This is a genomic window from Natronococcus sp. A-GB1 (genome assembly GCF_029688845.1).
Classification (GTDB): domain Archaea; phylum Halobacteriota; class Halobacteria; order Halobacteriales; family Natrialbaceae; genus Natronococcus.
On record NZ_JARUKW010000013.1, the window covers coordinates 94163 to 111170 of the forward strand.

Sequence of the window (17008 nt, forward strand, 5' to 3'; positions counted from 1 at the left end):
TTGTATTTGTCATCCTGAAAGTCAATTTAGGAAGTTACTATTTGTTCAAGCCCTCCCAGAACCGGATCCTAACGGCCGTCGTACCGTTTCAACTCCGGAACGAACGGTGAAACGAACGCGTTGGCCAGTAGGCTTATCTATCGGTGGTCGGTACTGTGCACTGCACTGACGTTCTGATGGCGACGAACACGACCGCCGATGAGACGCAGACGGATCTCGACGAGCCGACGCCAAATCGAGGCGAGATCTTCGGGCTGCTTTCGAACCAGCGGCGGCGGTACGCGATCCACTACTGCAAGCGCGAGGACGGACCGGTCGAGCTCGGCGACCTCGCCGAACACGTCGCCGCCTGGGAACTCGAGAAGGAGGTTTCGGAGCTGACTGCCGCGGAACGAAAGCGCGTCTACACCTCCCTCCAGCAGAGCCACCTGCCAACCCTCGAGCGGGCCGGAATGATCGTTTTCGACGACCGAACGATCGAACTCACCGAGGAGGCGGCCGAACTCGACGTCTACCTCGATATCGTTCCCAGCGACAGCGTCCCGTGGGGAGTCTACTACCTCGGTCTCTCCGTACTCGCGTCGATCGTAATGGCTGGGCTGTGGCTCGAGTTCGTTCCGACCGGGACGATTCCGGCACTCGGCTGGACGACACTCGTAGTCGGGCTGTTCGCGGCGTCGTCGATCGTCCACGTCGTTCAGAATCGACGGATGCGGCTGGGAGAGGTGGAACGACCACCATAGTATGCGAACGACAAAATCCCTGGCGATACTTTGTGTCGTTTTCGGCGTTGTCTTGCTCGCGGGCCCGACCTTCGGATTCGTTTCGATTTCCGCGGACCGTGGCGTTTCGGTCGGGACTGCCGACGACGAGGAGGCGTACCTCGGCATCGAGTCGGTCGACACCGTTGTCAACGATCAGAACGATGCCGAAACGGTGCTCGTGATGACGAACAACGCCGACGAGGAGCTGTCGATCGACGCCGACGTGACGATTCGAGGGCCCGGACTCGAGGAGGCGAGCGGCTTCGACGACACGCTTTCGCCGGGCGAGGAGACGACCTACGCGGTGACCTGCGAGCCCGGAGAGGGTGTCGGAGAGACGGACCTCGAGGTCGCGGTCGACTCCGCTAGCGGGACCGGGATCTCGATCGAAGAGCTAGAGCGATCGTTTGCGATCGAGCGTGACTGTTCCAAAGGATCCGATCCGGGATCGCCAGGTGAAACGGAGCCGGGAGCCGGTTTCGACTCGATCTTCGTCGACGACGTCTCTGGGTCCGTGAGTCCGGGAGAGGAACGCCAGCAGGTCGGTTTCACACTCGCGGGGAACCGACGACCCCACAAGGAGATCGAAATCGACCTGAATGATCCGCACGGCGACGGCGTCGACTACACCGAGACGTTCGAGGAGCAGAACCTCGAGGTCGCCGAGGGCAACGGCGACGTCCACGAAAGCGATGGGGCGATCGTCTACGAAGTCGCCCCGCAGGACGGTCACGATGATGAGATCGTTATCGAGGTCGGCAGCTACGCGACGGACGACGACGGCGGACCCTACGAGGTTTCGTTCACTAGGACCGAGACGGAGGAGGTCGGAACGGCGCAGTTCGAGGTCGAGTAACGAGGCTCGCGAGCGTTCGGCCGCTCCACAATGCGAACCCCTTTTCACCACCGACGACAGAACTCGAGCCATGTCGACCGAATCGATTAGCGACCGACGCGAGCATATCCGCTCGATCAGCGTGACGGCGCTGTCAGCGCTGCTCGGCGTCGGTGCGGCGTTCGCCTCGCTGGCGATGGCGGGTGACGTGTCGTCCGTCGAGGCGGCCAGCGCTGCCGCAACCGACACGCGGGGACTGTTGCTCGTTCTGGGGGCGATCCTCGTCCAGTTCGTCCTCTACGACTTCACGGATATCTACGGCGACGACGAGTTCGGCGTGAAACACTACCTGTTCATCACGTTCATGACGTTCTCGTTCTGGTTCGTCGTCCTCGGAATCCTCCTCACGACGGAGGCAATGGGTTAAGATGGCCGACGACAGCATCGCCGTCGTAGACTTAGATCGGTGCCAGCCCGACCGGTGTAGCTACGAGTGCAAAAACTACTGTCCGCCCAACCGCACGGGAAAGGAGTGTATCACGCTCCGGGGCGAGGAGGCCGATCAGGGCCAGCCCGACCAGATACACATCTCCGAGGAGATCTGTCTGGGCGAGACCTGTGGCATCTGCGTCGAGAAGTGTCCGTTCGACGCCATCGAGATCATCAACCTGCCCCAGGAGCTCCAGGACGACCCCGTTCACCGCTACGGCGAGAACGCCTTCTCGCTGTACGGCCTCCCGGCGCCTCAGGAGGGGAAGGTCACGGGGATTCTGGGGCCGAACGGGATCGGGAAGACCACCGCCGTTCGCATCCTCGAGGGCGAACTCCAGCCCAACCTCGGCCGCGACGAGGCCGTCGGCTGGGACGACGTCCTCGAGGCCTACCGCGGGACCGAACTGCAGGACTACATCGCCGACGTCCGCGACGGCGAGGTTACCGTCGCCCGCAAACCCCAGTACGTCGATCAGATCCCGGAGAGCTTCGACGGCAACACCCGCGAGCTGCTCGAGCGAACCGACGAACGTGGGGCACTCGACTCGCTAGTCGAACGCCTCGAGATCGGTCCCGTCATGGACCAGGCGATCGAGGACCTCTCGGGCGGGGAGCTCCAGCGGGTCGCGCTGGCAGCGACGCTGGCGCGGGATACGGACTTTTACTTCCTCGACGAGGTGACGCCCTATCTCGACATCGGCCAGCGCGTTACCGCGGCGCGGCTGATCCGCGAACTCGCCGAGGAGGAGAACCGATCGATGCTGGTCGTCGAGCACGACCTCGCGATCCTGGACCTGCTCGCCGACACCCTCCACGTCGCCTACGGTGAGCCCGGCGCCTACGGTGTCATCACTTCGCCGAAATCGGTCAGAAACGGGATCAACGAGTACCTCTCGGGGTATCTCGACAACGAGAACATGCGGATCCGACAGGACCGCATCGAGTTCGAGGAACACGCCCCCCGGATCGCGTCTCACGGCGACGTGCTGGTCGACTACCCCGACCTCACCAAGAGCTACGGCGACGGCGAGTTCAGCCTCGAGATCGAGGGCGGAGAGATCCACCGCAACGAGGTGCTCGGGATCGTCGGTCCCAACGGGATCGGGAAGTCGACGTTCGCGAAGCTGTTGACGGGCAACCTCGAGCCGACCGCGGGCGACGCCGACCTCGATCTGGATATTTCGTACAAGCCGCAGTACGTCACCATCGACCAGCACATGCGGGTCGACGCCTTCCTCTCCTCCATTACGGACCAGTTCGGCTCCTCGTACTGGAACACCGAGATCGCTCAGCCGCTGCAGTTAGAGCGGATCATGGAACAGAACCTCTCGGATCTCTCCGGCGGTGAGCGCCAGCGGGTCGCCATCGCGGCCTGCCTGTCGGAGTCGGCGGATCTCTACCTGCTCGACGAACCCTCGGCCCACCTCGACGTCGAACAGCGGGTCCAGGCCACCAGCGCCATCCGGCGCTACGCCGAACAGCAGGACGCCACCGTGATGGTCATCGATCACGACATCTACACGATCGACCTGCTGGCCGACCGCTTGATGGTCTTCGAGGGCGAGCCCGCAGTCGAGGGCCACGCCAGCGAGCCCCAGCCGATGCGGGAGGGGATGAACGAGTTCCTCTCGAACCTCGAGATCACGTTCCGGCGGGACGAACGGACCTCGCGTCCGCGGATCAACAAGCCGGAGTCACAGCTCGATCGCGAGCAAAAGCGGGAAGGCGAGTACTACTACTCGCCGTAAGTCGACTCGAGGAGTTACTCGTTGTTCGACTTCGAGAGTACATCGCCGAACTGTTCGTCCTTGCGCGCTCGTAGTTCGTCGAGACGCGACTGGGCGGAGAGGCGGCTCTCGCCGACCGTCGCGCCGACGAGGGCGCCGACCGCCGCACCGGAGCTCGCGGCGTTTTTGTTGAACAGGCCGCCGAGGCCGGCGCCGACGGCGGCGCCGATGGCTGCGTACCGTGCACGACTGAGCGCGAGTTCGAGTTGCTGTTTTACCATACGGATACATCTACACGGAACGGAAATAAACGTGTTCCCGGAGAATCGCAACCACGAACACGTACGGCTCCCTGAACGGCCGTTCAGCGTTTTTCCAGAACCGGGCCGAGGTCGTCAGACTGGACGGCCGTTTCGGACTGATGGATCGAAGACTACTGAGACGGGCTGCTCGAAAACGAGAACGCTTTCTGAGGACGCGAACGGAGTCGTCAGTGCACGTGTCGCTGGCAGCTTCCGCAGAGGTTCTCCTCCTTGATGTCGACCTCGCGGACGGTCGGCGAGAAGTTCATCACGCACCGGTTGTTGTCGCAGTGCTCGAGCCCGTAGGTGTGGCCGATCTCGTGGACGATCTCCTTGCGGACGCGGTTCTCGAAGATCTCGCTCGCGCTCTTGTTCGAGAAGCCGCCGTCGCTCGAGGTCTGCAGGCGGTACGTGGAGACGACGCTGCCGCTGCCGTCGAGGTAGGCAAGCCCGAAGACGTAGTTGCGACGCCGGTAGAACAGGTCGTGGGGCGTAATAGCGATGTTCTTCTCGCCGCGACCGACCCGCTCGGCGAGCTGGATGAACGTCTCCGCGCAGTACTGGTTCCGGCCGGAGTCGTACGCGCCGGTCGGAACCGACTGCGAGTCGTTGACCGTGACGTCGCAGTCGTAGACCGATCGCAACGCGGAGGAGGCGGCCCGCTTGACCTCCGCGGAGACGCTGCCGACCGGCACGATATCGACGAGCATGGCAACTGCTATGATCGCGGGTAGCATAAACGTCCCGCCGTGACCAGTTACCGCGAGAATCGAGCGACGCTCGAGGAATACCTCGCCACCTACGACCGGGCCGTCGAGATCGGGATCGGGCGCCGAACCGATCTGGCAGCGACCCTCGTCGAAGCGGACGTCTCCGTGACGGCAACTGATATTACCCGGCGAGCGGTCCCCGGTGCCGTCGAGTTCATCACCGACGACGTCGTCGATCCCGATCTCGCGGTCTACGAAGGCGCCGACGTGATCTACGCCCGGAACCTGCCCCCGGAGCTCCATCGGCCGACGCTCGAGGTCGCCGAGCGCGTCGGCGCCGACTTCCTGTTTACAACGTTGGGCGGCGACCAGCCCGCGATACCGGTCGAACGGCGGACGGTTCGTGAGGGGACGTTGTACGTTGCCCGCAGTGACGGCGCGCCCCGTTAGAACGCGAAGGAGTTACACGAGTTCGCGAGAGTAGCGGGAACGATGGCCGTCGAATCGCTGCCACCTGCCACCACCATCCTCGCCGTCCTCGGACTGCTCGTTTCGCTCGCGGTCGTCCTGCGAGGGCTGGGATTCCTCCTTCGGATCGCGATCTCCCTGTTCGTCCTTCCGGGCGTCGTCGTCCACGAGTTCGCCCACGCGAGCGCCTGTCGGCTCGTCGGCGTCAGGGTGATCGAGGCCGTCTACTTCCGATTCGGGAACCCGCCGGGGTACGTTCGCCATACCACGCCGGATCGGTACCGCCAGTCGGTCGTGATCAGTGTTGCCCCGTTCCTGCTGAACACGGTCGTCGCGGTCGCCGCGTTCGTCGGCGCCGTCCTCGTCGTCTCCGGGGCCGGGGGAGTTCTGACCGCCTCTCTCGAGTACGCGGTCGTCGCCGGCGTCCTCGGCTGGATCGGGCTTTCGGTCGGGATGGCCGCCTTCCCGAGCACGACCGACGCGCGGACGCTGTGGACTCGCTCCCGACGGGAGTGGCGACGATCACCGGCCGTGTTGCTTGGCCTCCCGGTCGTTGCCCTGCTCTACGTCGTCAACGTGCTCTCGTGGCTCTGGGCCCACGTCCTCTACGCCGTCGGGCTGTTCGTCCTCGCGTTTGTGGCCGTCGACGCGCTCGCGATCTGAACCGTCCGGCTTTATTCCCAGGGGCGCGTTCGTCCCCGTATGAACGCAGACGCAGTCGTCCTGGACATCGACGGCGTGCTCGTCGACGTCGCCGACTCCTACCGCAGAGCGATCGTCGAGGCGATCGAGCACGTCCACGACCGCACGATCCGCAAGGAGGACATCCAGTCGTTCAAAAACGCCGGCGGGTTCAATAACGACTGGGAGCTGACCTACGCGGCCGCCCTCTACGTCCTGGCGACCGGGGAGGGATACCGCGCGTCGATCGACGAGTTTACCGATGGGATCGCAGAGCGCGGCGGGGGGCTCGAAGCCGCCGAGAGTGCCGTCCGCGAGGCGATCGGCGCACGGGCAACCCAGCGCGTAACGGATCAGTGGGATCGCGAGGGGCTCCGGGACGTCTTCCAGCAGCTCTACCTCGGCAGCGAGCTCTACCGGGGTCTCGAGGGCGGCGAGCCTGACCTCGAGACGCGAGGGTTCATCCACGACGAGCCCGTCGTCCTCGAGCCCGAGAACCGGGACCGGCTCCTCGAGAACTACGACGTCGGCGTCCTGACCGGGCGTCCTGCCGCGGAAGCGGAGATCGCCCTCGAGCGGGTCGGCCTCGAGGAGGCGATCCCGCTCGAACACCGCTTTACGATGGACGACTGGGAGGAGGGGAAACCCAACCCACGGGCGCTGACGACCCTCGCGGAGCGGTTCGAGGCCGACGCGATCGTCTTTGTCGGCGACACCCTGGACGACGTGCGGACGGCGACCAACGCGAGCGAGGCCGATCCCGATCGAACGTACCGCGGCGTCGGCGTGCTGACGGGTGGGCTCACCGGCGAGGACGGCCGCCGGGCCTACGAGCGTGAGGACGCCGCGGCCGTCCTCGAGTCGGTCAACGAGCTGCCAGATCTGCTCGAGTAGATCGACGCGATCGGGGAGCGTCGGTCGGTCGAAGCTGGAGCGGCCGGAACCGCGCGGCCTGCAGCTCCCCCCATCTGTTTTTTCCCCGCCTTCGCCGTACTACCCGCAGATTCCGATGTCCGACTTCGCAAGCGGCGACCTTCCCGGCGAGGCGACCTCAGTCTGGCTCGCGAGCACCCGCGAGGACGATCCGGATCCCGACCCGCTCGAGGGCGATCGTAGCGTCGACGTCGCCGTCGTCGGCGCCGGGATCGCCGGCCTCTCGACGGCGATCGAGCTGCGCGAGCGGGACCTGACCGTTGCCGTCCTCGAGCGGGATCGCGTCGCGACGGGGATCACGGGGAAGACGACCGCGAAGCTGACCAGCCAGCACGGGACGATCTACGACCACCTTCGCCGGGAGTTCGGTCCGGCGCAGGCGAGCCGGTACGCCGCCGTCCAGGAGGAGGCGATCGACCGGGTCGAGCGTCGGATCGAGGAGCTGGGGGTCGACTGCGGGTTCGAGCGCCAGCCGTCCTACCTCTACAGCAACGAGCCCGACGAGATCGAACGCGAGGCCGACGCCGCCCGCGCGGCCGGGCTCGAGGCGAGCTACGTCACCTCCGTCCCGCCGTTCGAGCGCGCCCAGGCCGCGGTCCGGTTCGACGACCAGGCCTGGTTCCACCCCCGGAAGTACCTGCTCGCGATCGCCGACGAGCTCCGGGCCGACGACGGCGCGCACCTCCACGAGGAGACTCGCGTGACGAACCTCGAGGACGGGACGCCCTGTTTCGTCCGAACCGGGCGGGGAACCGTTCGGGCGAAACACGTCGTACTCGCGACGGGGTTCCCGATCCGCGACCGGGCGGGGTACTTCGCCCGGATGCACCCGAAACGATCCTACGTCCTCGGGATCCGCCTCGACGGCGACCCCCCAGAAGGAATGTACTACCGCAGCGGCGACCCCTACCGCTCCGTTCGCACCTACCGCGACGACGGGGAGGAGCTGTTGCTGGTCGGCGGCGAGAACCACAAGACGGGCCAGGGCGGTTCGACCGCCGACCGCTACCGTCGGCTCGAGTCGTGGGCCCGCGAGCGATTTCCCGTCGACGAGGTCGCCTACCGGTGGTCAACCCAGGATTACAAACCGGTCGACAAGGTGCCCTTCATCGGCCGCGCGGGCGCCGGAACGGAGAACGTCTCGGTCGCGACCGGCTTTCGCGGCTGGGGGATGACCAACGGCACCGCCGCGGGGCGACTGCTGGCGGCCGACATCGACAGCGAACCGGTACCCGAACTCGACCTGTTCGATCCCCTCCGGCTGACGCCGAAAGCCTCGCTGGGCAAGACCCTCACCGAGAACGCCGACACGACGAGCGAGTTCGTCACCGACTGGTTCCAGACGCTCGTCACGCCGGATCTCACCGCGCTCGAGCCCGGCGAGGCCAAGATCGTCCGGAAGGGCGGGAAGCCGATCGCCTGCGCCAGAGACGAGGACGGCGAGCTCCACGCCGTCTCGGCGGTCTGTACCCACATGTACTGTCTCGTCGAGTGGAACGACGCCGAGGAGAGCTGGGACTGTCCCTGCCACGGCTCGCGGTTCGATCCCGACGGCGAGGTCCTCGAGGGGCCGGCGAACGAGGACCTACCCGCTCGAAAAGGATGAGCTACCGGGCGAGTCCTGTATCCATCCTCGCTCCCGTTCCCGCCTCGAGCCCGGGGTAGTCCGCGACGATCCCGTCGACGCCCGCCGCGGCGAGCTCGTCAAACTGAAGCCAGCTATCGACGGTCCAGACGTTGACCGCACGGCCCTCACCGTGGGCGAGCTCGACGACGTCGAGTGCGGGCTCGCTCGTCGGGAGTCCGTAGTAGGGTTCGCTCGCGAGCGCGGTCCCCGCGACCGCGTTCCGCGGCGGATGGATCGCCTCGCAGTCGTACCGGCGCGCGATCTCGACGCCCGCCTCGAGGTCGCCCCAGACGAGCGGCGCGGCCGCGTAGTCGGCAGCGTTTCGAAGGGCAGCGAGCGCACCCTCACAGAACGAGGAGAAGAGGAGTTCGCCGCCGAAGTCCTCGCAGTCCTCGAGGACGCACTCGACGAACGGCTGCCACAGCTCCCGCCGTCGCTCCCGGTCGTCCTCGGGAAGAGACTCGCCGACACGCAGGTCGGTCGTCCCCGGGTTCTTTAGCTCGACGTTGATCCCGACCGTCTCCGGGACGGCCTCAAGCAGCGCCGACAGCGTCGGGATCGGCTCGTCGGTTCCCAGTACCGACTGCGACTCGAGCGTCTCGAGGGGCGTCTCCCAGACGAGCCCCGAGGCGTCGGTGACGGGGCGTCCGTCCCGGGTCCCCTCGAGGCGCTCGTCGTGAAAGACGACCGGGGTACCGCAGGCGGCGGGCTGGACGTCGATCTCGATCATCGCGGTCGCGTCGCGCTCGGCAGCAGCAACGGCCGCAGCGATCGTGTTCTCGGGGGCGACACCGGCGTAGCCGCGGTGGGCGATGATGTCGGAGGTGCGCATACCGACGCCCACGGCTGCGGCCCCTATCAGTGGTTGGCAGTGCAGTTCGGTCGGTCACTATGCGATTTGCGTTCAGTACAGGCGGAGGCGGTACCACTGCGGTAGTGCCACAAGCGCAGCACCCGCGAGCGACCAGCGGGAGCGAGCGGGTTTTTAGCGTAGATTTTTGGAGTGGAGTGGGACCGATGGTCCCACTGACCATGCGAATAGTGCGAGACCAACGGTCTCGCATACCGTGTGAACGGACGCTGTGCGTCCGTGAACAGAGGGCGCTTCGCGCCCGTGAGCACAAGAGTGGTGAGCGAGCCCTGCGAGCGAACCCGACGAAAAAAGGTACGTGTGCGTAGTTAGCGGATCTGCCTCTTTTTACACCGATCCACGGCGACGACAGCACTCCTAGCGTTCGCCTGCCGGGCCGCCTTTCAATACGCTTCCGAGCGAACCGAGGGCGTATGACGGACACGACCCTGGACGACGTCGAACGGAATCTGGGCCGCGTCGAGGACCTCGAGCAGGAGGAGGCCCTCTCCGTGCTCCAGACCGCAAAGCAGGACCTCGAGGCAATGAGCACCGACGGCGACATCGACGAGGAGCGCCGGCAGGCCCTCGAGGACCGGCTCGATCAGCGGATGCGGGAGATCGAGGAGCGAGACGCCTACGACGGCAACGTCGGCGAGGCGATGAACCCCGAAGATCACGACGCGCCCTGATACCGAGGTGTCAGCTGCCGGGCGAGCGCACTTGGCGCGAGCGACGCCACCACTGAGTATGGCTCGCTACCCCCGTGGAGTGGCACACGTCGGCGTCACCGTTCCGGATATCGAGGCGGCGCTCGAGTGGTACGAGGACGTGCTCGGCTTCGAGACGATCATGGGTCCCGTCGAGGTCGACCACGGCGAGGACCACATCGGGAGGCTCTGTGCGGATGTACTGGGTGAGTTCGACACCGTCTCGATCGCCCACGTCGCGACGGGCAACCAGGTCGCGATCGAGTTCTTCGAGTTCGACGACACCGAGTCGGGTCCCAATCCGGAGCCGTCCGAGGCGGGCTACTTCCACGTCTGTGTCATCGACCCGGAGATCGAGACGCTCGCGGCCGAGATCGACGACAGTGGCGGTGAACACCACACCGACGTCTGGGAGCTGTTCCCCGATCAGCCCTACCGAATGACCTACTGCAAGGACCCCTGGGGCAACATCGTCGAGATTCACACTCACAGCCACGAACGCATCTACAGCAATCAGGGCGACTACTGATCTCGAGCTGGCGCCAGAGAACCCGGCGAGATCGGCCGACCCCCACCGTTTTATTCGGCTGCCGTCCCGAGAGAGACGTATGCGAATCGCACTACTGGGCGGCACCGGCGACATCGGCGAGGGGCTCGCGCTTCGGTTCGCGCGAGATACCGACCACGAGATCCTCATCGGCTCCCGTGATCCCGAGAAGGCCCGCGACGCGGTCGCGGAATACGAAGACGCCCTCGAGGCGATCAGCGCCGAGTCGAGCGTGAAGGGCTTTATCAACGAGATGGCCGCGGACCGAGCCGACGTCGTCGTGCTCTCGGTCCCCCCGTACTACGTCGGGGATACGGTCGAGGCCGTCGCGGACGTCCTCGATGAGGACACCGTGCTGGTGACACCAGCGGTCGGGATGCAGGGCGACGACGACGGGCTCCACTACCACCCACCGAGTGCCGGCAGCGTCACCGAGCTCGTCGCGAAGCGCGCGCCCGACGGCGTTCCCGTGGTCGGGGCCTTCCACAACCTCGCGGCCGGCGCGCTCACGGACCTCGAGCTCGAGTTGGATCTCGACACGCTCGTCGTCGGCGACGATTCGGACGCAAAAGAGCGAGTGATCGCGCTGGCCGAGGAGATCGAGGGACTTCGAGGGCTCGACGTCGGCCCGCTGGCTAACGCGGCCGAAGTGGAAAGCGTCACGCCGCTCGTAATCAACATCGCACGGTACAACGACGACCTCCACGACGTCGGCGTGAAGTTCGACTAGCGGGCGAGCTCTGACTCGGATTCTGACGCTGTCGCGGATTCGGTCTCGAGTTCGGTTCGCGACCACGACGTTTCCAGCGAGCGCAGCGTCTCGAGAAAGCCGTCGGCGTCGACGGGTTTCGTCATCGCATCGTCGATGGGAAGTTCGTCGAGACCGAGCACCCGGTCCTGTGCGGGGTGGCCGGTGAGCACGACCAGGGGTATCTCCTCGATTTCGGGCGTTCCCTCGATCTCGGTCGCGACCTCGTCGCCGTTCAGCCGCGGGAGCTTGAAATCGAGCAAGACGAGATCGGGACGAGGTGCGTCGGCGAACTCTCCACGGCGGTGGAGAAAGTCAAGCGCGTCGCTCCCGTCGTCGACGACGTGGAACGCGTGGTCGATCGGCGTCGCTCGCAACGACTCCTTCGTCAGCCGTACGTCCCCAGGGTTGTCCTCGACAAGTAAGATCTCCAGCGTAGCTGGTAGTCCACCGGCGCCATCCGACATGGACGTAACTGTGAACGCTGTCCCCATCGAGCTACGGCCTGTTATTTCAGGCATTAAAGTACCCTCGGCAATCAGACGACGGCTTCCTGTCACCCGAACCGAGAGAGAAGCAAAGCTCCACGCCCCACTATCGGCGGAAAAACGACGCAAGAAACGTCGGCTGATCGACGGACTACGCGCCGGCGTCCTCGAGGGCGTCCTCGAGGTCCTCGCGCTGGGTGACGCCAACGAAGCGCTCGACGACGCCGTCGTCGTTCTCGATGATCAGGGTCGGCAGCGAGCGAACCTGGTACTCGTTGGCGACGTCCTGCTGTTCGTCGACGTTGACCTTCTCGACATCGAAGCGCCCCTCCCAGTCGTCCTCGAGCTCCTCGAGGATCGGATCCTGGGTCTTGCAGGGGCCACACCAGTCTGCGTAGAAGTCCTTGAGCGTGACGGACATGTGATCAGGGGTACTTGCCACGCGCCGCGCATAAGGGTTTCCCACTCGGGGGTTTGCGCCGATGTCGCGGACGCCGCGGGTCGATCCGCGCCGCCGTCGCGCGATCCAATCGGTGGTCGAGCCCTCGAGCAGCGTCTCCCGCCGACAGCCGACGGAGGTCCGATCGGCGTCGATGCTGCAGTCACCACGGCGCCGATTCGGACCGGGTCGGCCTCGAGGCCGTCTATGGCGGCCGCAAGCGTCCGTTCGACGGGAAACTCGCGAACGCTATAGTAGCCACTGAAAGTCAGTGCGCACCCGATCGCACGACTACTGTGCGATCGGTGTGCAAACCGTTTCAATTGTTACTATAACGCCGCTCGCTCGAACCCGTTCGATCGTCGAAAGCTTTAGTTCAGCCCGACCCGATAGTGTACGTATGGACAGAGGACAGAACTCCGGCGGGCTGATGTCCAGTGCCGGACTCGTCCGGTACTTCGACGCAGAGGACTCGAACGCGATCCGTATCGACCCGAAGACGGTTATCGCCACGGGGATCATGCTGGGCGTGCTCGTCCAGTTGCTGATCTTCGTCTCCTGATCCTCGCCCGCCGTTCTCGACGAGCGTCTCGGTAGCCGTGGCACCAAAGCGCTCGAGACGCCACCGTGACGCGTCGTTTTTGGCCGTCCGCTCCGTACCCGACAGCCATGTCACTGACAGCCGGCGTCGTCGCCGTTCAGGGCAACGTCGACGAACACGCCGACGCGATCGAACGCGCCGCGCGAGCCCACGGACGGGAGGTTACCATCCGCGAGATCCGTGACTCCGGGATCGTCCCCGACTGCGACCTGCTCGCGATACCCGGTGGCGAGTCGACGACGATCTCGCGGCTCGTCCACGGCGAGGGGATCGCCGCCGAGATTCGAGACCACGTCGCCGCCGGGAAGCCCTTGCTTGCGACCTGTGCGGGCCTGATCGTCGCCTCGAGCGACGCGAACGACGACCGCGTCGACGAACTCGAACTGATCGACGCCTCGGTCGAGCGCAACGCCTTCGGGCGACAGAAGGACAGCTTCGAGGCACCCCTCGAGATCGACGGCCTCGAGGAGCCGTTTCCCGCGGTGTTCATCCGTGCGCCCGCCATCGACGACGTCGGCGACACCGACGTACTCGCGCGCTGGGGGGAGCGACCGGTCGCGGTGCGTGACGGTTCCGTCGTCGCGACCGCCTTCCACCCCGAGCTGACCCCCGACAGTCGCCTCCACGGGCTGGCGTTCTTCGAGAACGAGGAGTCGATTGGGCCGGCGCTCGAGGAGCTCGCGTAGGGCCGAGTCGACCGCCGCGATCGTTCGACCGCGCTCGGTCGTGCAAGCATGTGCGACCGAACACGTTTTTCCGCTGCCCCCCGTCGAATCGAACATGAACGCAGCGATCGACGCCGTCCGCGTCGCGGGAACGCCCCAGGGTCCGGTTCCGGTGGTCGTTCTCGAACTCGAGAGCGAAGACGACGTCGTCCCGATCTTCATCGGGTTCAACGAGGCCGTAAGCATCGATCGCGGTCTCGAGGCCGAGGACATCGGGCGGCCGCTGACCCACGACCTGTTGCTCGACGTCATGGAGGAACTCGGCAGCCGGATCGAGCGCGTCGTCGTCAGCGAGATCGAGCCCGGGATGAACGACCGGGGCGGCACCTACATCGCCGACCTCCACCTCCAGACCCCCCGCGGCGAGACGGTGATCGACGCGCGCCCGAGCGACTCGCTCGCGCTCGCCGCCCGGACGAACGCACCGATCGAGGTCACCGAGGACGTCTTCGAGGACGGCCGAGACGACAGGGAGAAGTTCGAGCACCTCGAATCGATCCGTGACGTCTCCGGTGAGTTCTGAATGGACGACACGCTCGAAGCCCTGTTCGCCGTCATCGAGGATCGCAAGGAAACGCTGCCCGAGGACTCATACACCGCGTCGCTGTTCACCCACGAGAAGGGGGAGAACGCGGTGCTCGAGAAACTCGGCGAGGAGAGCACCGAGCTCGTGCTCGCGGCCAAAGACGACGATCGCGAGGAGATCGCCTACGAGGCCGCCGACATCGTCTACCATCTGCTCGTCCTCCTGTCGATGAAGGACATGGACCTCGAGGAGCTCGAGGCCGAACTCGAGGCGCGGCGCTAGACGAACGCCCGACGAGGCCGACGCTTGCAGCCGCCCGGCCCAGATTGATTGTCCCGATCGGTGTGAGGGGGCCTGCATGGCAGTCGAACAGATCGAACACGCCGACGACCACATGCAGGAGTGTATCGACAACTGTCTCGAGGCCGCGCAGGTCTGTGAGTGGTGTGCCGACGCCTGCCTCGACGAGGGCGAGGAGATGGCCCGCTGCGTCCGGCTCTGTCGGGACGTGGCCGACATCGCCTCGCTGCACGCGCGGTTCATGGCCCGCAACTCGAGTTACCACGCGGAACTGGGCGAGCTCTGTGCGGACCTCTGTGAGGAGTGCGCCGAGGAGTGTGAGGGCCACGACCACGACCACTGTCAGGCCTGCGCCGAGATCCTTCCGAACTGCGTCGAGAGCTGCCGCGAGATGGCTTCCAGTTGACGCGAGTCCACGGGAGCGACGCGCCCAGGCAGCTTCCAGTCGAGATCCCCCATCCCTCGTTTTCAACAGATCTCAGCACCGCATTTTCGCATTTCCACGGGGTCTGGAACCGGTTTTCCCGCCCCGATCGCCTCCTGAACCCAGACGATCAGTTTCCGCACGGCGTCCGTTCCCGCGACGTTCGTCGCAACTCGTCGCTCGAGCGGCCGATCTACACCCGACGCCCTGAAGCCCCCGGGTCGCTCGAGGATCCGGAGTTGAAGAACCCGCCGATGGCCCCGGCGATCGCGCTCTCGAGGGCCATGACAAAGGACAGCGCCAGCGCGACGAGGAAGATCCCGAGGCCGGCGAGGCCGCTGATGGCGCCGCCGATCGGGCCGCCGGCCCAGCCGGCGACCCCGACGACGAGCGCGACGAGCACGCCGGCGACGAGCCCGCCGAGGGCGCCGGCGAGCAGCCCGTGCCAGAAGCCGCGTCCGAGCCCGCCGCCGGCGAGGTAGCCGGCGACGAAACCGCCGATCAGTCCAGCGGCGAGCTGGCCGACGCCCGGCAGCGTGAGCCCGACGATCCCCAGAATAGTGATGACGAGAAAGCCGATGACGACGGAGCGCCAGTCTGTCATACCGATCCGTCGGACGCGAGCGGACATAAGCCCTCGGCGTGGATACTGCGGAGGTACGGCTCGTCGGGCCGTCGGACAGTGCCCGCACGATGGCCGCGGGATAACGAACGACCTTTTACGACCGCGGGTTCTAGCTGGAGGCATGATTTTCGAAGACCTTCCGACCACGCCCACGTCGGAAGAGCTGATCGACAAGGCGTTCTCGCGGGCGGCGCGGGCCGGCAAGGCCAAGGGCGGCCTCGAGGCCCAGCAGTCGATGCTCCAGACCGCGGCGAACATCATCTCCGACAATCTGGAAAACGTCGTCACGGCCTGGCCGGACTTCGCCTACGAGGACGACGTCGACCCGTTCTACTACGAGATCGCGGACGCGATCGTCGACGTGGACCGCCTGCGTCAGAGCCTCTCGGAGACGATGTGGGCCAGCCGCAAGGCCCGCGAGATCCACCAGGAGTACCAGCCGAAGCTGCGCAAGACCGACATCGACACCGCGCGCAAACACCGAAAACAGGCGTTCGCCCGGCTCGCGGACATCGTCGAGCAGATCGACGACGAGCTGCTGTACATCAACGAGTCGCGCAACGATCTGCGGGACCTGCCCGAGATCAACCCCGACGAGCCGACGATCGTCGTCGCGGGCTACCCCAACGTCGGGAAGTCGTCGTTCGTCAACGACGTCACGAACGCCCGCGGCGAGACCGCTTCGTACCCGTTCACGACGAAGGGGATCGGGCTGGGTCACTTCGAGCGAGACCACATCCGCTACCAGATCGTCGACACGCCGGGGCTGCTCGACCGCCCGCCGCAAGATCGAAACGAGATCGAGTCACAGGCCGTGAGCGCGATCGAGCACTTGGCCGACTGCATGCTCGTCGTCCTCGACCCCAGCGGCGAGTGTGGCTACCCCCTCGAGTCCCAGCTCGAGCTTCGGGACACCATCGCCGCGCAGTTCGAGAACGTTCCCGTGTTCACGGTCGCGAACAAGGTCGACCGCGCCGAACACTGGACGGCCGACGTCGCCGCTGACTACGAGATGAGCGTCGAGACCGGCGAGAACGTCGAGACCGTTCTCGATGCGGCCGTCGAGGCGATCGGCTACGAACCGGAACTGCCGTTCGAGGAGTAACGAGATGAAGGGACCGGGAATCCTCTGGATGTTACAGACCGCGGCCGGCTTCTCGCTGGCCGGGCCGCTGTTCTTCCTTGCGGCGAACTATCTCTTCGCGGGGCGGTACGCCTGGGGCGTGAGCTTCCTCTTTTTCGGGCTGCTCGTGCTCTACTTCCCGACGTACCTCGTCAACCGAATCGGCGGGCCGCGAGCCTGGGTCCGGCGTCGGCTCGGTCGGGGCGGTGACGACGAGACGGAGGACGACAGCACCGCGGCGGACGGCGGGACCGACGCCGACCGATCGTCCGGTACCGATCGAGGATCGCCGCTCGAGCGGCTCCGGAGCCGCTGAGGGTCAGAAAGCTCGGTCGAGAACGGCGCCCGAAAACGGGACGGGTG

At 65.8% G+C, this 17008-nt stretch carries 24 protein-coding genes; 18 read left to right on the top strand and 6 right to left on the bottom strand.

Annotated features, from left to right (window positions below):
* Positions 1-176 precede the first annotated feature (176 nt).
* The 4 genes from QA600_RS15480 to QA600_RS15495 all read left to right on the top strand — a co-directional run bounded on the left by QA600_RS15480 (position 177) and on the right by QA600_RS15495 (position 3839).
* On the top strand, positions 177-743 hold the full coding sequence (locus QA600_RS15480) for a hypothetical protein (RefSeq protein WP_278292856.1): 567 nt from the start codon (positions 177-179) through the stop codon (positions 741-743).
* 1 nt (position 744) lies between these two features.
* Entirely contained in the window at positions 745-1620 is an 876-nt protein-coding gene (locus tag QA600_RS15485; RefSeq protein ID WP_278292857.1) for a hypothetical protein, read from the top strand.
* Between the two features lie 70 nt (positions 1621-1690).
* Positions 1691-2026, top strand: coding sequence for a hypothetical protein (locus QA600_RS15490; RefSeq protein WP_005553313.1), 336 nt, complete (start codon positions 1691-1693; stop codon positions 2024-2026).
* Position 2027: 1 nt separating this feature from the next.
* The gene (locus tag QA600_RS15495; RefSeq protein WP_278292859.1) at positions 2028-3839 is read left to right on the top strand and encodes a ribosome biogenesis/translation initiation ATPase RLI; all 1812 of its coding nucleotides are present in this window, start codon (positions 2028-2030) and stop codon (positions 3837-3839) included.
* Between the two features lie 14 nt (positions 3840-3853).
* Here the strand turns inward: QA600_RS15495 and QA600_RS15500 are convergent, their stop codons facing one another.
* Positions 3854-4099: a YMGG-like glycine zipper-containing protein gene (locus QA600_RS15500; RefSeq protein ID WP_005553316.1), complete on the bottom strand. Its 246-nt coding sequence runs from the start codon at positions 4097-4099 to the stop codon at positions 3854-3856.
* Positions 4100-4308: 209 nt separating this feature from the next.
* Positions 4309-4830, bottom strand: a complete 522-nt coding sequence (locus tag QA600_RS15505) for an archaemetzincin family Zn-dependent metalloprotease (protein WP_015321632.1) — start codon at positions 4828-4830, stop codon at positions 4309-4311.
* Between the two features lie 39 nt (positions 4831-4869).
* Between QA600_RS15505 and QA600_RS15510 the strand changes: the two genes are divergently transcribed.
* The 4 genes from QA600_RS15510 (at position 4870) to QA600_RS15525 (ending at position 8518) form a co-directional block, all read left to right on the top strand.
* On the top strand, positions 4870-5280 hold the full coding sequence (locus tag QA600_RS15510; protein WP_278292860.1) for a UPF0146 family protein: 411 nt from the start codon (positions 4870-4872) through the stop codon (positions 5278-5280).
* A gap of 42 nt (positions 5281-5322) precedes the next feature.
* On the top strand, positions 5323-5961 hold the full coding sequence (locus QA600_RS15515; protein WP_278292861.1) for a metalloprotease family protein: 639 nt from the start codon (positions 5323-5325) through the stop codon (positions 5959-5961).
* Positions 5962-6000: 39 nt separating this feature from the next.
* The gene (locus QA600_RS15520; protein WP_278292862.1) at positions 6001-6873 is read left to right on the top strand and encodes a TIGR01548 family HAD-type hydrolase; all 873 of its coding nucleotides are present in this window, start codon (positions 6001-6003) and stop codon (positions 6871-6873) included.
* Between the two features lie 115 nt (positions 6874-6988).
* Positions 6989-8518, top strand: a complete 1530-nt coding sequence (locus QA600_RS15525) for an FAD-dependent oxidoreductase (protein ID WP_278292863.1) — start codon at positions 6989-6991, stop codon at positions 8516-8518.
* 1 nt (position 8519) lies between these two features.
* Here QA600_RS15525 and QA600_RS15530 read toward each other — a convergent pair whose 3' ends face one another.
* On the bottom strand, positions 8520-9371 hold the full coding sequence (locus QA600_RS15530) for a glycerophosphodiester phosphodiesterase (protein WP_278292864.1): 852 nt from the start codon (positions 9369-9371) through the stop codon (positions 8520-8522).
* 452 nt (positions 9372-9823) lie between these two features.
* On the opposite strand from QA600_RS15530, the gene QA600_RS15535 reads away from it, so the two are divergent.
* From QA600_RS15535 to npdG, 3 genes are all read left to right on the top strand, one after another.
* Positions 9824-10081 carry a hypothetical protein gene (locus QA600_RS15535; protein WP_278292865.1) on the top strand — a complete coding sequence of 86 codons (258 nt, stop codon included), beginning with the start codon at positions 9824-9826 and terminating at the stop codon, positions 10079-10081.
* A gap of 58 nt (positions 10082-10139) precedes the next feature.
* On the top strand, positions 10140-10628 hold the full coding sequence (locus tag QA600_RS15540; protein ID WP_278292866.1) for a VOC family protein: 489 nt from the start codon (positions 10140-10142) through the stop codon (positions 10626-10628).
* A gap of 79 nt (positions 10629-10707) precedes the next feature.
* Positions 10708-11376: an NADPH-dependent F420 reductase gene (gene npdG / locus QA600_RS15545; protein ID WP_278292867.1), complete on the top strand. Its 669-nt coding sequence runs from the start codon at positions 10708-10710 to the stop codon at positions 11374-11376.
* Here npdG and QA600_RS15550 read toward each other — a convergent pair.
* Positions 11373-11861 (bottom strand): response regulator, encoded by a 489-nt coding sequence (locus QA600_RS15550; RefSeq protein WP_278292868.1) that lies wholly within the window; start codon positions 11859-11861, stop codon positions 11373-11375. The genes npdG and QA600_RS15550 overlap by 4 nt on opposite strands.
* A gap of 172 nt (positions 11862-12033) precedes the next feature.
* Positions 12034-12303: a thioredoxin domain-containing protein gene (locus tag QA600_RS15555; RefSeq protein WP_278292869.1), complete on the bottom strand. Its 270-nt coding sequence runs from the start codon at positions 12301-12303 to the stop codon at positions 12034-12036.
* A 418-nt stretch (positions 12304-12721) separates the two neighbouring features.
* On the opposite strand from QA600_RS15555, the gene QA600_RS15560 reads away from it, so the two are divergent.
* The 5 genes from QA600_RS15560 to QA600_RS15580 all read left to right on the top strand — a co-directional run bounded on the left by QA600_RS15560 (position 12722) and on the right by QA600_RS15580 (position 14879).
* Positions 12722-12883 carry a preprotein translocase subunit Sec61beta gene (locus QA600_RS15560; protein WP_005553336.1) on the top strand — a complete coding sequence of 54 codons (162 nt, stop codon included), beginning with the start codon at positions 12722-12724 and terminating at the stop codon, positions 12881-12883.
* Between the two features lie 107 nt (positions 12884-12990).
* The gene (gene pdxT, locus QA600_RS15565; protein ID WP_278292870.1) at positions 12991-13608 is read left to right on the top strand and encodes a pyridoxal 5'-phosphate synthase glutaminase subunit PdxT; all 618 of its coding nucleotides are present in this window, start codon (positions 12991-12993) and stop codon (positions 13606-13608) included.
* Between the two features lie 94 nt (positions 13609-13702).
* Positions 13703-14170: a bifunctional nuclease family protein gene (locus tag QA600_RS15570; protein WP_278292871.1), complete on the top strand. Its 468-nt coding sequence runs from the start codon at positions 13703-13705 to the stop codon at positions 14168-14170.
* A complete protein-coding gene (hisE, locus tag QA600_RS15575; protein ID WP_005553340.1) occupies positions 14171-14455 on the top strand; it encodes a phosphoribosyl-ATP diphosphatase in 285 nt (94 codons plus the stop codon).
* Positions 14456-14531: 76 nt separating this feature from the next.
* Positions 14532-14879 (top strand): four-helix bundle copper-binding protein, encoded by a 348-nt coding sequence (locus QA600_RS15580; RefSeq protein WP_005553341.1) that lies wholly within the window; start codon positions 14532-14534, stop codon positions 14877-14879.
* A gap of 211 nt (positions 14880-15090) precedes the next feature.
* Here the strand turns inward: QA600_RS15580 and QA600_RS15585 are convergent, their stop codons facing one another.
* Entirely contained in the window at positions 15091-15501 is a 411-nt protein-coding gene (locus QA600_RS15585; protein WP_049891366.1) for a DUF5518 domain-containing protein, read from the bottom strand.
* Between the two features lie 142 nt (positions 15502-15643).
* Between QA600_RS15585 and QA600_RS15590 the strand changes: the two genes are divergently transcribed.
* Positions 15644-16627: a GTPase gene (locus tag QA600_RS15590; RefSeq protein ID WP_278292873.1), complete on the top strand. Its 984-nt coding sequence runs from the start codon at positions 15644-15646 to the stop codon at positions 16625-16627.
* 4 nt (positions 16628-16631) lie between these two features.
* Positions 16632-16961, top strand: a complete 330-nt coding sequence (locus QA600_RS15595; protein ID WP_278292874.1) for a hypothetical protein — start codon at positions 16632-16634, stop codon at positions 16959-16961.
* The last annotated feature ends 47 nt before the right edge of the window (positions 16962-17008 follow it).

Coding starts and splice junctions, on each gene's coding strand:
- QA600_RS15480 (WP_278292856.1), top strand. CDS start 177: ATGGCGACGAACACGACCGCCGATGAGACGCAGACGGATCTCGACGAG.
- QA600_RS15485 (WP_278292857.1), top strand. CDS start 745: ATGCGAACGACAAAATCCCTGGCGATACTTTGTGTCGTTTTCGGCGTT.
- QA600_RS15490 (WP_005553313.1), top strand. CDS start 1,691: ATGTCGACCGAATCGATTAGCGACCGACGCGAGCATATCCGCTCGATC.
- QA600_RS15495 (WP_278292859.1), top strand. CDS start 2,028: ATGGCCGACGACAGCATCGCCGTCGTAGACTTAGATCGGTGCCAGCCC.
- QA600_RS15500 (WP_005553316.1), bottom strand. CDS start 4,099: ATGGTAAAACAGCAACTCGAACTCGCGCTCAGTCGTGCACGGTACGCA.
- QA600_RS15505 (WP_015321632.1), bottom strand. CDS start 4,830: ATGCTCGTCGATATCGTGCCGGTCGGCAGCGTCTCCGCGGAGGTCAAG.
- QA600_RS15515 (WP_278292861.1), top strand. CDS start 5,323: ATGGCCGTCGAATCGCTGCCACCTGCCACCACCATCCTCGCCGTCCTC.
- QA600_RS15520 (WP_278292862.1), top strand. CDS start 6,001: ATGAACGCAGACGCAGTCGTCCTGGACATCGACGGCGTGCTCGTCGAC.
- QA600_RS15525 (WP_278292863.1), top strand. CDS start 6,989: ATGTCCGACTTCGCAAGCGGCGACCTTCCCGGCGAGGCGACCTCAGTC.
- QA600_RS15530 (WP_278292864.1), bottom strand. CDS start 9,371: ATGCGCACCTCCGACATCATCGCCCACCGCGGCTACGCCGGTGTCGCC.
- QA600_RS15535 (WP_278292865.1), top strand. CDS start 9,824: ATGACGGACACGACCCTGGACGACGTCGAACGGAATCTGGGCCGCGTC.
- QA600_RS15540 (WP_278292866.1), top strand. CDS start 10,140: ATGGCTCGCTACCCCCGTGGAGTGGCACACGTCGGCGTCACCGTTCCG.
- npdG (WP_278292867.1), top strand. CDS start 10,708: ATGCGAATCGCACTACTGGGCGGCACCGGCGACATCGGCGAGGGGCTC.
- QA600_RS15550 (WP_278292868.1), bottom strand. CDS start 11,861: ATGTCGGATGGCGCCGGTGGACTACCAGCTACGCTGGAGATCTTACTT.
- QA600_RS15555 (WP_278292869.1), bottom strand. CDS start 12,303: ATGTCCGTCACGCTCAAGGACTTCTACGCAGACTGGTGTGGCCCCTGC.
- QA600_RS15560 (WP_005553336.1), top strand. CDS start 12,722: ATGGACAGAGGACAGAACTCCGGCGGGCTGATGTCCAGTGCCGGACTC.
- pdxT (WP_278292870.1), top strand. CDS start 12,991: ATGTCACTGACAGCCGGCGTCGTCGCCGTTCAGGGCAACGTCGACGAA.
- QA600_RS15570 (WP_278292871.1), top strand. CDS start 13,703: ATGAACGCAGCGATCGACGCCGTCCGCGTCGCGGGAACGCCCCAGGGT.
- hisE (WP_005553340.1), top strand. CDS start 14,171: ATGGACGACACGCTCGAAGCCCTGTTCGCCGTCATCGAGGATCGCAAG.
- QA600_RS15580 (WP_005553341.1), top strand. CDS start 14,532: ATGGCAGTCGAACAGATCGAACACGCCGACGACCACATGCAGGAGTGT.
- QA600_RS15585 (WP_049891366.1), bottom strand. CDS start 15,501: ATGACAGACTGGCGCTCCGTCGTCATCGGCTTTCTCGTCATCACTATT.
- QA600_RS15590 (WP_278292873.1), top strand. CDS start 15,644: ATGATTTTCGAAGACCTTCCGACCACGCCCACGTCGGAAGAGCTGATC.
- QA600_RS15595 (WP_278292874.1), top strand. CDS start 16,632: ATGAAGGGACCGGGAATCCTCTGGATGTTACAGACCGCGGCCGGCTTC.